The sequence below is a fragment of the Paraburkholderia sp. HD33-4 genome, assembly GCF_021390635.1.
GTDB lineage: Bacteria > Pseudomonadota > Gammaproteobacteria > Burkholderiales > Burkholderiaceae > Paraburkholderia.
The window spans coordinates 2223354-2236716 of record NZ_JAJEJS010000001.1 but is presented as its reverse complement, the minus strand read 5'-3'; the positions used below and the strand labels follow the sequence as shown (position 1 = coordinate 2236716).

Here is a 13363-nt window from a genome sequence, read left to right as displayed (position 1 = left end):
CGACTATGAAGAGGAATTGAAATGCCGGAGCTGAAGCGGTGGCAACGCGGTGTGATCTATCAGATCTATCCTCGCTCGTTTCAGGACAGCAATGGCGACGGTATCGGTGATCTTGTCGGCATTGATGCACGTCTCGAATACGTTTCCGCGCTGGGCACCGACGCTATCTGGATTTCGCCCATCTACCCATCTCCCATGGCCGACTTTGGCTATGACGTGGCGGACTACTGTGACATAGATCCCATGTTCGGCACCCTCCCGGACTTTGAGCAATTAGTGATCCACGCCCATCACCTCGACCTCAAAGTACTGCTCGATTTCGGACCGAACCATTCGTCGAACCGGCATCCATGGTTCGAGGAAAGCCGCTCATCACGTGACAACCCGAAGCGCGACCAGTACCTGTGGCACGACCCCGCGCCCGACGGCGGCCGGCCGAACAACTGGCTGAGCCGCATGGGTGGTTCCGCGTGGGAGTGGGATGAACATACGGGTCAGTACTACTGTCACGCGTTCCTGCGCGAGCAGCCCGATCTGAACTGGCGTAATCACGATGTGTGCCGCGAGATGGACGGCGTATTGCGATTCTGGCTGGATCGCGGCGTCGACGGATTTCGCGTAGACGTGTTGTGGCTGGTAATCAAGGATGACCAGTTTCGTGACAATCCACTGAACTCCGCATATCGACCCGATGAACCGGAGCATCATCGGTTATTGCAGACCTACACCGAAGATCAGCCGGAGGTGCATAAGATCGTGCGCTCGATGCGGGCCACCCTGGACGAATATGGCGACCGTGTGCTGATCGGCGAGATCTACTTGCCGGTTGCGCAACTGATGAAATATTACGGCACGGTCGGCGAAGGGGCGGACATGCCGTTCAATTTTCTAGTTGCTCAACGCCAGATGGAACGCAGCCGTGATTGCCGGCATGATCTGGGATTACGACAGCGCGTTGCCCGAGCATGCGTGGCCAAACTGGGTGCCGGGCAATCATGACAATCCGCGGATCGCATCGCGCGTGGGCCCCGCGCAGGCGCGCTTGGCCGCTGTCCTGCTGCTGACGTTGCGAAATTATGGCTACGAAATCGGCATGACGGATGGGGACATCGAACCGCATCAGGTCAGGGACCCGGCTGAACTTAGGCAACCAGGCATGGGTCAGGGACGCGATCCCGAGCGCACGCCGATGCAATGGGAGGGCTCGCTGCCGAACGTGGGCTGTACGGACGGCAAACCGTGGGTACCCGTTGCGACGGGTTCGAGCATGCGCGAACAGGGCGCTGATACGTCGAGCATGCTCTCGCTCTACCGGCGCCTGCTGATCCTGCGTCGCAGCAATGCCGCGGTTGTGCAGTGCACCATTGCGAATGTCGCCGCAAGCGGAGACGTGCTGACTTATGAACGTCGATACCGTGATCAATCGCTCTTCATAGCGTTGAACTTCGGTGCCGAACACGCCCTGGTGCAGTCCCGGTCTGGCGTGGTGGTGCTATCGACGTCTGCACGACGCGACGGAGAAGCCCTTGCGGCAGGCCCCAACCCCCTTGCAGCTGGGGAAGCAATCGTTGGACGCGCCGTGTGGCGCGCGACAAATCAGGGTGGCTAAACTTCTGTCTTTCTCTCAGCTAACCTATTGCTATGAGACCGCGACGGAAGTCTCTTCGGCATAGCACGTTGAAGCCAACGCAACTCAAGGAAGCATGAAGGCTTTCGTTTCGCCTATGAGTTCGCTGACAGTTGAAATCGATTTGAGTCCTGTTCTTCAGATTGCTGCAATCGGGGTTCGGAAGCGAGTACATGTGCATCCTCGCCGCTTCATCTGTCAAGGCGCAACGGCGGGCACGTCCACTATGCGGGACGACCCGAATTGCCGCGTCGCAGACCTCCTTTTACTATCAACTCGCACCGCATATTGCAGCCAGACGCGCCTCCGACCATACGTTGCCAAAAGCAAACGCCTTAACAGGCGCGATCCCTATCACATCTAGTCTATCTATCAGGAGGCAGGCATGCTTAGCGCTCACGAATTTGCGACCTTGATGCTGGTCAAGGACTCCGCCGATCAGATTGCCGACCGGACGGAACTCGACGCATTACTCGACCGTCAGCTGATCGCAATGGAGCGGCTGGCGGGAGGGGACGTGCTGCCTCGCGTGACCCAGGAAGGGGATTCCCTGCTTCGTACTCTTTCACGCATGCACTGACATTTCGATCCTCGTGAAGTACCGCCCGGATCGGACAGCACACGCCAATGCGCGCCTACCCGTTGCCATTAGCGTTGCTTCGCATTGCAATGACCAGCATAACGTCATGCCGCGAATGAAAGTTTGATGCAACTGTCCACCGCTCAAGCACAGGTAGGCAAATCTACTTCGCTGTAGGAGATTCCGGTAAGTGCTTCCGCTTCACCAAAGATCGCACGGAAAGAAGGTGCGACGCCATATCCCGGTCCCAGAACAGGCGACTGCAATGATCGTCAGGCGGAAAGCGAGAACCTCATCGCGGAGCGGGCGATGTAAGGCGCCGCAAGCGGCCCGATTGGTTCGGTACGTCTGAATGGCAACGATGCCGAGCGTCTCTGCAGTACGTCATCAAGCGCGTTGCCGATCTTCCGATAGACCGAATCGACGAGCAGTTACTAGGGAACATCAGCTCTTGGCCAACCAGCTCCGCGCGGCTTCCGCCCGTGTACTTGAAGCATTGCGTTGTTGCCGGTCCGACCACTACTGACAAATTAAATGGCGGATAGCGACGAGATGTTTGTCTCGCCTTTCCGGAGATCATTTAGAAACGGTTTCAAAAAAGACTGTTGAACTCGCTGAAAAGTGTTCCAGCAGATCAGGCAGCAGCCAAGCTTGAGAAATGCTTCGTGAATGTGTGCGTCCAGCTAAGGCTGGTGTGTTCAGCAGGAGTTAGTCCTGCCGGGGTAAAAGTCAGGCACCCCGTAGCTTGGATAGCAGGGTGGCGGGAAACCAAGACTCTGAAGCCTATCGACAAGTGGCCCCTTGGGGCCACGCGAGTCATCGGGCCGTAACGAAAGTGAACGTAGACGTGGCCTCGAAAAAAGCAAGGCCCGAAGGCCGAGCCCGCACATTCAGGGCGAAGGCAGCATGGGTAGCCGAAATCTGACCGATACGGCTACCTCACTTCGGCGGGGTGGAAGCGATGGCACGATGACAAGGACATGCTAAGCAACTGGAGAAGCCCTCCTCGCCCCGGTGAGAAACTCGTCGGAGCAAGGTAGATCCTATAACCGGAGAACCCGGGAAAGGGATCGAAGGCGAGAGGGTGGCGGATGGGTCCGTAGTAGCTGTGAAGTCGGGTAACGCTGACGGAGCAAAGGGGCCCTGCTGTTTGTAACGTCCTCGACAACATGGGAGGCAAGGACGAGATGACAAAGACGTCCGTTAGCTTGCAGGACCTGAGGAAGGGACTATACGTCAAGGCGAAGGCTGAACCATCCTGGCGTTTCTGGGGTTTGTACGTCCACGTCTGCAAGATGGAAACATTACGCGAAGCGTACGAGTTGGCCAGAATAAACAACGGAGCGCCGGGCATTGACGGCGTGACGTTCGAGGTCGTCGAGGCGCAAGGCGTGGAGGAGTTCCTTGAGCAGATACGGAGCGAACTGGTTGAACGCATCTACCGGCCACTGCCGGCACGGCGGCGGGAGATACCAAAGGATGGTGGGAAATTCCGCGTCCTTTCAATACCCGCTATCCGTGATCGAGTGGTCCAGGGTGCGCTCAAGCTGATACTGGAACCGATCTTCGAGGCAGATTTCCAGTCCGGGTCGTATGGCTATCGGCCCAAGAGGACCGCGCATGAAGCGGTGCAGCGAGTGGCGACGGCGATCGTACAGGAGAAGACACTGGTCATAGATCTGGATCTACGCGCCTATTTTGACACCGTGCGGCATCACCTGCTGCTCGACAAGGTGGCGAGGCGGATCAATGATCGGGATGTCATGCATCTGCTAAAGCTGATGCTGACAGCATCGGGCAAACAAGGCGTTCCGCAGGGCGGGGTGATTTCGCCACTTCTCAGCAATATCTATCTCACTGAGGTGGATCAAATGCTGGAGCGAGCGAAAGAAACCACGCGCAACGGGAAGTACACCTACGTCGAGTATGCCCGTTTTGCTGACGACCTCGTCGTGCTTATCTATGCCCATCCGCGCCATGCGTGGTTGCTCGGGGCCGTCACCAGACGCCTTCGGGAAGAATTTGCCAAACTGCAGGTCGAAATCAATGAAGAGAAGAGTCGCACTGTAAATCTGGCATGTGGAGAGAGCTTCGGATTTCTGGGGTTCGACTTCCGTCGCGTCCGAAGCATCCGGAACAAGGTGTGGCGACCGCAGTACACGCCCAAGCTGAAGAAACGAACGGCGTTACTGCGAAAGCTCAAGGATGTGTTCAGGCGATATAGGTCACAGCCCGTGGGCCGGGTTGTCGAATTGATCAACCCGGTGCTGCGAGGCTGGGTGAATTACTTCGCTGTTGGACATTCCAGTGAGTGCTTCGGCTTCGTGAAAGACTGGGTGGAAAAGAAGATCAGGCGCCACATGCAGCGATCCCGGCAGCAACAGGGCTTCGGCTGGGCGAAGTGGAGTACGCGGTGGCTGTATGACGAACTGAAGCTGTTCAATGGCTACAAGGTTCGCTACCAGACAGCGCCGAAAGCGTCCCCGGCATGATAAGTCCCATAAACGTTGACATGAAGCAAACAGGAGAGCGTAGTGCCGGAAAACGGCTCGCTGCGTTCGACGTGGCGGGAGCTGGAAACGTGGCTATGGCAGCCGGACTGAGGCCCATTGCGAAAGCAGCGGAATTGCCACCGGAGCCTAACGTGCGCGCGCCAGTTCTCGACCCTACCGGCGCGACGTTCGAAGCGGATACGTAGACGACGGAAATGATGCAACCAGGCATGCGTACGTTCGACGACCCACGACTTTCCCAAGCGGATGGTGCAGGGCGGCACGAAAAATGCTGGTTGCGAACGCGCTCTATCGCACGCCCTCACCCAGAAAAGCGGATTTTTCGATGACTCGCTATGCTTTTTAGTGCGCGATGCGACTGGATTGCCCCGACGATAGATCCGATATTGGTGGCCCCGTGGTCGATGCGCTTTGGCCAGGTGCACCGCCTTGTCTGCACCTGAATCGCTCCGGCATGGACCGGCCTACGAAAGAATACGCCAGGAGGGAGCTGACGTAAAAACGACGACGATGTCTCGCATGATCGCGCGTGACACGCCATGCTCTTCGCGCCAGGCACGACGTATAACCTGAGTGCGCGCACGTTCCTGTGCTGCGTACGTGGAGATGATGCACGTGTTCTGAGTCAACGCTCTATCCATCATCGCAGACGTTCTTCAAGGAAGGTTGAGATCATGGCCAGACTATCGAAACCGCTGAGCGTCATCGGCGTCATCTCCGTGCTGTTCACGTTGCTCACCGCCATCTATTTGCTGATCGGCGGCGGGTGGCTGCTCTCGCTCGGCGGCTCGCCGTACTACGTCGTGACGGGCATCGTGCTGCTCATCTTCGCGTGGCTGCTCTGGCGGGCCAGCGCTGCGGCTTTCGTCGTGTATGCGCTCGTGCTGATCGGCACCGCGATCTGGGGACTCTGGGAGGCGGGGTCCGACTTCTGGGCGCTCGTGCCGCGCTCTGGCGTGCTGGTTGTGTTCGGCGTGTGGCTGCTGCTACTCATGAGCTGGCGGCTCGAGCCCCCGCGCAGGTTCGGCGTGGTCTCGCTCGTAGTCGGGCTGGTCGTTTGGGGCGGCGTGCTCGTCTATGCGCACTTCAACGATCCGCAACAACTGAATGGCACGCTGACCTCGGCGAGAGCTACGCCCGCGGCGCACCCGGAGGGCATCCAGCCTTCCGAGTGGCCGGCTTATGGCCGCGACCAGCAAGGCACGCGCTATTCGCCGCTGCACCAGATCACGCCAGAAAATGCACATAAGCTCCAACTGGCATGGACCTTCCGCACGGGCGACACGAAGGGGCCCAACGATCCGGTCGAAATTACCAACGAAGTCACGCCGATCAAGATCGGCGATCTGCTGTACCTGTGCTCGCCCCACCAGATCCTGTTCGCGCTGGACGCGCAAACGGGCCAGCTCAAATGGAAGTTCGATCCGAAGCTCAAGGCCGATCCTTCGTTCCAGCACGTGACCTGCCGGGGCGTGTCGTTTGTCGACTTTTCGGCGAGCGCCGCAAGCGCGACGAGCGCGAGCGACGCCATGGCGGCGTCCGATGCCACGGCCGCATCGGGTGCCGAGGCTGCCGCGCCGGCAAGCGACGCCGCGTCGGGTACGGAAGCCACCGCCCCTGCGAGCGAAACCACGACTGCCGCTAACGGCGCGTGTATGCGCCGCATCCTGCTGCCCGTCAACGACGGCCACCTCTATGCGCTCGACGCGCTGACAGGCGAACGCTGCCCGGGCTTCGGCAACGACGGCGACCTTGACCTGCAGCACGCTATGCCTGTGACGACGCCCGGCATGTACGAGCCCACGTCGCCGCCCATCGTCACGAACAAGGTGATCGTCGTGGCGGGCGCGGTCGAGGACAACTTCTCGACCCGCGAGCCCTCGGGTGTGATCCGCGGCTACGACGTGCGGACGGGCGAACTGCTCTGGGCATTCGATCCGGGCGCGGCGGATCCGAACAGGATTCCGGGCCCGGGCGGACACTACTCATGGAACTCGCCGAACTCATGGGCGCCTGCCGCCTATGATCCGAAGCTCGACATCGTCTATCTGCCGATGGGTGTGAAGACGCCAGACATCTGGGGCGGCGACCGCACGCCCGACATGGAGCGTTACGCGACGGGTCTGCTCGCCCTGCACGCATCGACGGGCAAGCTCGCCTGGTTCTACCAGACGGTGCACCACGATCTCTGGGACATGGACCAACCTTCGCAGCCCACGCTTGCCGACATCACCGACAAGGACGGCAAGACCGTACCGGTCGTGTACGCGCCAGCGAAGACCGGCAACCTGTTCGTGCTGGACCGTCGCACGGGCGCGCTCGTAGTACCTGCGCCCGAAATGCCGGTGCCCCAAGGCGCTGCGCCCGGCGATCACGTTTCGCCCACGCAGCCGTTCTCCGAGCTCACGTTTCGCCCCTCGAAGAACCTCACGGATGCCGACATGTGGGGCGCCACGATGTACGACCAGCTCGTATGCCGCGTGATGTTCCACAGGCTTCGCTATGAGGGCACTTTCACGCCGCCTTCACTTCAGGGCTCGCTCGTGTTCCCGGGCAATCTCGGCATGTTCGAGTGGGGCGGCCTTGCCATCGACACCGACCGGCAGGTTGCCGTTGCAAACCCGATCGCGCTGCCTTTCGTCTCGCGTCTCGTTCCGCGCGGGCCGGGCAACCCGATGGAGCCGGAGCCGGGCGCGAAGGGAAGCGGCACGGAGGCAGGCATCCAGCCGCAATACGGCGTGCCCTTCGGCGTGACGCTGAACCCGTTCTTTTCGCCATTCGGCCTGCCATGCAAGCAGCCGGCCTGGGGCTACATCGCGGCGATCGATCTCAAGACCAACCAGATCGTGTGGAAGCGCCGCATCGGGACCGTGCGTGACAGCTCTCCGTTTCCGCTGTCGTTCAGAATGGGCATGCCAATGCTCGGCGGCCCGATGGTGACGGCGGGCGGTGTCGTCTTCATCGGCGCGACGGCGGACAACTACCTGCGCGCGTTCGACGTCAATGACGGTAATCTGCTCTGGCAGGCACGCCTGCCCGCAGGCGGCCAGGCCACGCCGATGACGTACTCGGTCAACGGCCGCCAGTTCGTTGTGATCGCGGCCGGTGGGCACGGTTCATTCGGCACGAAGCTCGGCGACTACGTGGTTGCCTATGCGTTGCCCCAGCCGTGAGCGGGGCGCGAGCCGTCCGCTAATGGCGGGTTTTTCGACCGTGGCTGCGCTTTCCGACTTTATGAAAAGTTGCACTTGGGAAATAGCAGCGACGGGAGTCGGTGAATGACCGAAGTTGGCTTTCTTGCTGCTCTCAGCCAATCCGCTTCGAGTGACCGAACCTGGCCAGTGTTCTGGGACGAACTGGACTCGCTCACCGGCGACGCGCAATGGACCTTGCAATCAGCCGCTATCCGGCAGAGGCGGCGTGGGCACGACGCATGGGCAGCCACCGGGAGGCGGACCGGTCCCAGCATGACCGGACTGAGGGAGGCGCTTGGTGCGCCGTAGAAGGGCTGGGCGCCCCGCTGTTCGGCGAAGGAAGGGAACTCAGGCCCACCAGCCAGAGCCGTTAATGTTCGGAGAACAGAGATGATCACCGGGAGCACATGATTTGCGCATCCGTCGGGTGCTCCCCGCTCGCGCCCGCATGCGTGCCGTGCTCACAGGCCGGCTGTTCCGGCACGAGTAAGGCGAGGCACCAGCAGACCATGAACAGCAGCGCCGCCACATTGAACAGCTTCTTTAGCCGGGTCATTTTTATACCCCGTAGATGACGTATGTCTCGACGATATCTCTGGACACCTTTCTGGACACCTTGTCATTGAAGATGACTGCGGCAGCGGCATGTGCGCCTGCTCGGGTGACGAATGCCTCGAAGAATCGGGTGAACCGTTCCTGAAGCTTGCCATGAATATCGACAGCGGAAGACTGCGGCGTGATGACGCCATCTGACCGCATTGCCGCGATCGTGCGTCCAATTTGGTCCGCCAACTTCACCAGCAACTGCCTGGGTCCGTAGAAATCGTCCAGTACCGTGACCAGGCGCTGCAGTGCCTTGAACGTTTCGGGTGTTTGAGAATAGAAGGACTGCACTGACACATCGTTGATACCGTACATCGCACCTCCCCCGACGCGCGGCGTGGCACGCCCCGTTGTGGATTGCAGTGAGTAAAGCCGCACAATCCCGTTTTTTGTTCAGCCTTCGAGCATCGTCAAAACAGCCTGATGTCACCATGACCATGGCTGCAATGCCCAAGGAAACCGATAAGAAATCTGCCCGTGTCTGTCCGGTAAAACGAGCGAAGGGTACCAGCACGGACTGTGCCACACGCGATTTTCTGTGTGCGGTGGCCCGCAATTTATTAGTTGAGAGTGCGATTTTTGGCAAAGCGTTTCATTTGCGAAACGTTAAATCGCGTTGCATATGCCGCGACCGTTTGAAATCACGCACGCACCGATCGCCAGCCGCAGCGTAGCGGGGCGTCGTCCACATGGAGGGAGGCCTGGCGAGTCCTTGATTCACTTCCGAAACACCGGCTAGTGCGTGGCGCTATCCAGGTTTCCGTGGCGGGCCGCCGTGGGTTTGCACGGCTCACCGGACAAGGTCCAGCGCGGGGCTGAAGGTCGATATCGCCGGTGGCCACCGACGTTTCAGTTTTGAATCGAGGGAGCGTCGTCGATGACCTGCATGAGTACCTCGAAGGAGAACGGCTTCTTCAGACAGACATTGAAGAGCCGGGTAGCGTCTCCCTGACTGTCAACGTCTCCCGTCATTGAGACGAGAAAAGCCCCGGAGCTAATCGGCGTTTCCCTTAGCGACCGTGCGACAGCACTGCCTTTGATGTCAGGCAGGTTCTCGTCAAGGAAAGTGATTTCAAAAGCGCTGGTACGAAGGAGCGTGAGCGCAGTTTTGCCATCGTGGGCCACAGCAGCATGGTGGCCATAGCAGTCCAGCAGGAAAGCGAGACTGTCCGCGACAGACTCATTGTCGTCAACAACGAGCACGTTCATTCAGTATCTCCTGTTACGAGAATTTGATCCCGCTCCGTAGTTGACGTTGACCGACCTTGTCATCACCCGATACGTGCCGCTGTGCCTAGCGCCCTCGAAGTGGATTACGAGGGGGATTCAGAGATTCGTAAGCGGGAGTACTCATATCTCTTGCCCATTTGCTACGTGTGGTGCCGATCGCATCGCTGGTGATTGATGCGCAGGTCGCCAAATACATCCAGCCACGGATGACGAGTTCGACCGGGCTCGTCGCGCGCGCCAGCTATCTTCTGAGTAAGAACACCTCTGTCTATTCTTCCGTGGGTTACATGATTAACGGTCGAAACGGCAGCACGTCGGTGGCCGCTGGCGGTACCGTCGAGCGAGGCGCGAAACAGGTTGGCGTGATGCTCGGCATGCGGCACTCGTTCTGAACGTCGGGATCCGAGCGTGATACACCGTGCCCCCGTTGTGCTCACACTATTCGCAAGTGCAGAGGTCCGAACGGCTGGAAACCGGCATGTAGCTGCCCGACGAAAGCTGGGACTTGAATGTCAACTTTGGCCGATGACTAGCCGACCAACTTGGCGGGGCGAGAGTCAGTTGCAGCCCGGAAGCTGTCATTTGCGCGCCAGCAGTCCGCACGGTATCGATGACGGTACCCTCACTGAAGGGTGGGGTATGGCCGACTGCCGCATGGTGTGTGGCAGTGGCCAACCTGCTTCTGCTGTCCAGGATAGAGTTCGGTAGTCGATTTCCAAGCGAACACGAGACGATCGCCGTTAAAGGTGTACGCGTCATGCCGTGTGTTTATGCGGGGAACTCGCAAGTGGCGACTGTCATCAGAACTTGTGACGGAGTCCGACTCGCCCAATGGCTTGCTTATCGTTGGCCGACGCCGACGGTCCATTGATTGCCGCGACAGCCTGCTCGCCCGTCGAATCGATGCCGGACGCTTTCTGATAGACAGCGATCAGATACACATCGGTGCGCTTCGAAACGAAATAATCGACACCCGCTCCGAACTGGTGATAACTGGCGCCCGTCTTGCCAGCCACCGAACTACCCTTGGTGTAGTCGTATGCGAGGCCCGCGAGTAGCGTAGGCGTAAACTGATAGCGGAAGTTGACTTCCGCATTGTTTAGCGTCGCGGTGCCGCTCAGACCGAGCGGATTTGGACCCGACGACAGATCACCGAGGTTCTGATAACGGGTGTTCGACCAGACTGCGCCTACGGTGGCGGAGCCGATCACATAGGCTGCCGCCGCATCGATCACGCTCATCGACCTGGCTGAGGCATACCCCGAGTACACAGGCGACAGCATATTGTTGCCGGGCACGCCGTTGACAGTCGCTGCAGGGCTGCCACCGTTGCCGAAGAACGACGTGTTCGGATTTGCGACATCCAGGTAGCCCGCGCCAAGTATCCAGGGGCCGCTCGCATAGCCTGCGGTGACGGACCAGATGCGGTTGCGGGCGAAGTTGCCGGCCACGCCGCCAAGGCCGAACATACCTTCGAGCGTCAGGCCGCCGTAGTTGTTGCTAATGAACTTGATCGCGTTGTTGGTTGAGTTGGTGTTGTTGATGTTGTCGAGATCACCGGGATGCGCCGCCGTGTAGCCGCCCCATTGGCCGGCCGCTATCATCGGCCCGATGATGTCCACGTTCGTGTCGTACTGTCGTCCCAGCATGACCGTGCCGAACGGGCCGGACATGCCAACATATGCCTTCTTGCCGAACAGCAGTCCGCCCTGGCCAGCCTTGCCTGTGCTTGCATCGAAGCCGTTTTCGAGAACAAAGATCGCATTCAGTCCGCTGCCGAGGTCTTCGGAACCTCGCAGCCCCCAACGACTCTGCTGCATCACGCCGCTAAGTAGTCGCACCGCGCTATGCCCCGACACGCTACCATTTGCATTGGTCGTCGCGGCGTTGCTGAAATAGCTAATGCCTTCGTCGATGATCCCATACAGCGTGACCGAGCTTTGTGCATGGACGCACACGGGTGCGGCGGCCGCGACGCACGCGGCGAACAGCGTTTTTTTCATATTGTCTGACGCTCAGGTTGAGTTGCAGGTTGAATGTCCGTTGACCGGGCAAAACGTAGTGGGCGACGCGTGTGGCAAGCCGCAGGCGCGAGCGCTGTCCCACAGCTCCATGCGGGAGCCGCGTCGATGTGACCGGGTGATACAGCGTTAGCTGTGCGCGTCGATCACAGGCGGACGCGGCGCGCTCCGCGCCGCCGCTTGTTCGTAGGCGTGGCCGAGTTGCAGCACGCCCCAGTCGTCGCGATAGCGACCGGCGATCTGCATGCCAATGGGAAGCCCCGATGCGCTGAATCCACAGGGCACGGCGAGCACCGGCGATTCCGTCGACGACAGATACCAGCAGATGCGCATCCAGTCGATGTATGAGGTGTACGTTTGTCCCATGAACGACGTGGGCCAGCGCGATCCGGCGTCGAACGGCAGCATTTGCGTGGCGGGCAACACGTAGAAGGCATGATCGTTCATGAAGCTGCGCATGCGTTGAAACAGCGCGGTCTTGCGCACGAACATCTGACCGATGTCCGCGGCGCTTAGCGAACGATGCAACAGGCACTCGTCTTCGATCTCAGGCTTGAGCTGCGCTCGCGCTTCGTCGCTGAGCTGCTGCACGAGCGTGCCGATCATCCATGCGCGCTCGATGCGGAACAGGTCTTCAGCGTCGGCCAGATCGGGATCGGCAAACACGACTTCACAGCCGAGCGCCTCGAACACATGGGTCTGTGTTTGCACCATGCGCTCGATCTCGGGATCGACGGGCAAGCCCGCGAGCCCTCTCGACATGGCCACACGCACGCCGGAAAAATCACGGTCAAGAGGCCGTGCGAAGAGGGCGCCTGGCTCAGCCAGTTCCGTCGCTGTCTCGCCTCCCGGACCGGAGATCGCGCTGAGCAGCAGCGCCGTATCCGCAACGTTGCGTGCCATCGGGCCGTCGACTCCGAGCGTTCCCCAGCCGTTCGTGTCTGGCGCGCGAGGCACGCGCCCGGGTGACGGACGCAAGCCGACCACCCCGTTCCATGCAGCCGGATTGCGCAACGAGCCGCCCATGTCGCTGCCGCATGCAAGTGGATTCATCCCGCACGCCACCGAGACCGCCGCGCCACCGCTACTGCCGCCCGCGGAGCGGCTCAGGTCCCACGGATTGCGCGTCACGCCGAACACCTCATTGAATGTATGGGAACCTGCGCCGAATTCTGGCGTGTTCGACTTGCCGAGCATCAGTGCGCCCGCGGTGTCGCAACGGCGCACAATCAGCGCGTCTTGGGCGGGCACGTGATGCTCGAACGCTTTGGAGCCGAACGTGGTGCGCACGCCACGCGTCGGCGTGAGGTCCTTATGCGATACCGGCAGGCCATGTAGCGGTCCTTGCCATTCGCCGCGTGTCCAACGGCTGTCGATCAGGCGGGCGCGTTGCCGCAGCGCATGCGTGTCGCCGAGCGTCACGAGCGCGTTCACGCTGGGGTTCACAGCGTCGATTCGCGCCAGATGCGCGTCGAGGATTTCGAGGGCGCTCACTTCGCGCCTGCGTTGCAGATCCAGCAGCGTGAGCGCGGGTGCGTCGCACAGCGAATCGGCAGAAACGGGATTCGGGTCGAGATGCAAGTAGTCGGCCATGT

The 13363-nt window shown here is 60.3% G+C and carries 9 protein-coding genes and 2 pseudogenes; 5 read left to right on the top strand and 6 right to left on the bottom strand.

All coding sequences use genetic code 11. From position 1 onward, the window contains the following. The first annotated feature begins 21 nt into the window (after nucleotides 1-21). The 3 genes and pseudogenes from L0U84_RS43790 to ltrA all read left to right on the top strand — a co-directional run bounded on the left by L0U84_RS43790 (nucleotide 22) and on the right by ltrA (nucleotide 4699). Nucleotides 22-1609, top strand: a pseudogene (locus L0U84_RS43790) (alpha-amylase family glycosyl hydrolase). A gap of 403 nt (nucleotides 1610-2012) precedes the next feature. Continuing rightward, entirely contained in the window at nucleotides 2013-2207 is a 195-nt protein-coding gene (locus tag L0U84_RS09855; RefSeq protein WP_233849549.1) for a hypothetical protein, read from the top strand. Nucleotides 2208-3394: 1187 nt separating this feature from the next. After that, nucleotides 3395-4699, top strand: a complete 1305-nt coding sequence (gene ltrA, locus L0U84_RS09850) for a group II intron reverse transcriptase/maturase (protein WP_233849548.1) — start codon at nucleotides 3395-3397, stop codon at nucleotides 4697-4699. 179 nt (nucleotides 4700-4878) lie between these two features. Here the strand turns inward: ltrA and L0U84_RS09845 are convergent. Beyond that, nucleotides 4879-4962: pseudogene (locus tag L0U84_RS09845) on the bottom strand (IS5/IS1182 family transposase); the annotation flags it as partial. Nucleotides 4963-5394: 432 nt separating this feature from the next. Here L0U84_RS09845 and L0U84_RS09840 point away from each other — a divergent pair. Next, nucleotides 5395-7893, top strand: a complete 2499-nt coding sequence (locus tag L0U84_RS09840; protein ID WP_233849547.1) for a glucose/quinate/shikimate family membrane-bound PQQ-dependent dehydrogenase — start codon at nucleotides 5395-5397, stop codon at nucleotides 7891-7893. 415 nt (nucleotides 7894-8308) lie between these two features. Here L0U84_RS09840 and L0U84_RS09835 read toward each other — a convergent pair whose 3' ends face one another. The 3 genes from L0U84_RS09835 to L0U84_RS09825 all read right to left on the bottom strand — a co-directional run bounded on the left by L0U84_RS09835 (nucleotide 8309) and on the right by L0U84_RS09825 (nucleotide 9726). Beyond that, complete coding sequence (locus L0U84_RS09835; RefSeq protein ID WP_233849546.1) at nucleotides 8309-8470, bottom strand: hypothetical protein; 162 nt, start codon at nucleotides 8468-8470, stop codon at nucleotides 8309-8311. A 2-nt stretch (nucleotides 8471-8472) separates the two neighbouring features. After that, nucleotides 8473-8832 (bottom strand): hypothetical protein, encoded by a 360-nt coding sequence (locus L0U84_RS09830; protein WP_233849545.1) that lies wholly within the window; start codon nucleotides 8830-8832, stop codon nucleotides 8473-8475. Between the two features lie 534 nt (nucleotides 8833-9366). Then, on the bottom strand, nucleotides 9367-9726 hold the full coding sequence (locus tag L0U84_RS09825) for a response regulator (RefSeq protein ID WP_233849544.1): 360 nt from the start codon (nucleotides 9724-9726) through the stop codon (nucleotides 9367-9369). A 170-nt stretch (nucleotides 9727-9896) separates the two neighbouring features. On the opposite strand from L0U84_RS09825, the gene L0U84_RS09820 reads away from it, so the two are divergent. Beyond that, the gene (locus L0U84_RS09820) at nucleotides 9897-10139 is read left to right on the top strand and encodes a hypothetical protein (RefSeq protein ID WP_233849543.1); all 243 of its coding nucleotides are present in this window, start codon (nucleotides 9897-9899) and stop codon (nucleotides 10137-10139) included. A 408-nt stretch (nucleotides 10140-10547) separates the two neighbouring features. Here L0U84_RS09820 and L0U84_RS09815 read toward each other — a convergent pair whose 3' ends face one another. Together L0U84_RS09815 and L0U84_RS09810 are read right to left on the bottom strand one after the other, a co-directional pair. Further along, nucleotides 10548-11750 (bottom strand): porin, encoded by a 1203-nt coding sequence (locus L0U84_RS09815; protein WP_233849541.1) that lies wholly within the window; start codon nucleotides 11748-11750, stop codon nucleotides 10548-10550. A 147-nt stretch (nucleotides 11751-11897) separates the two neighbouring features. Next, nucleotides 11898-13361 (bottom strand): amidase family protein, encoded by a 1464-nt coding sequence (locus L0U84_RS09810; protein WP_233849539.1) that lies wholly within the window; start codon nucleotides 13359-13361, stop codon nucleotides 11898-11900. Between the last annotated feature and the right edge of the window lie 2 nt (nucleotides 13362-13363).

Bases quoted from the DNA above. Each gene is read 5' to 3' on its own strand.
- L0U84_RS09830 (WP_233849545.1), bottom strand. From the start codon at position 8,832: ATGTACGGTATCAACGATGTGTCAGTGCAGTCCTTCTATTCTCAAACA.
- L0U84_RS09815 (WP_233849541.1), bottom strand. From the start codon at position 11,750: ATGAAAAAAACGCTGTTCGCCGCGTGCGTCGCGGCCGCCGCACCCGTG.
- L0U84_RS09810 (WP_233849539.1), bottom strand. From the start codon at position 13,361: ATGGCCGACTACTTGCATCTCGACCCGAATCCCGTTTCTGCCGATTCG.
- L0U84_RS09840 (WP_233849547.1), top strand. From the start codon at position 5,395: ATGGCCAGACTATCGAAACCGCTGAGCGTCATCGGCGTCATCTCCGTG.
- L0U84_RS09855 (WP_233849549.1), top strand. From the start codon at position 2,013: ATGCTTAGCGCTCACGAATTTGCGACCTTGATGCTGGTCAAGGACTCC.
- L0U84_RS09825 (WP_233849544.1), bottom strand. From the start codon at position 9,726: ATGAACGTGCTCGTTGTTGACGACAATGAGTCTGTCGCGGACAGTCTC.
- ltrA (WP_233849548.1), top strand. From the start codon at position 3,395: ATGACAAAGACGTCCGTTAGCTTGCAGGACCTGAGGAAGGGACTATAC.
- L0U84_RS09835 (WP_233849546.1), bottom strand. From the start codon at position 8,470: ATGACCCGGCTAAAGAAGCTGTTCAATGTGGCGGCGCTGCTGTTCATG.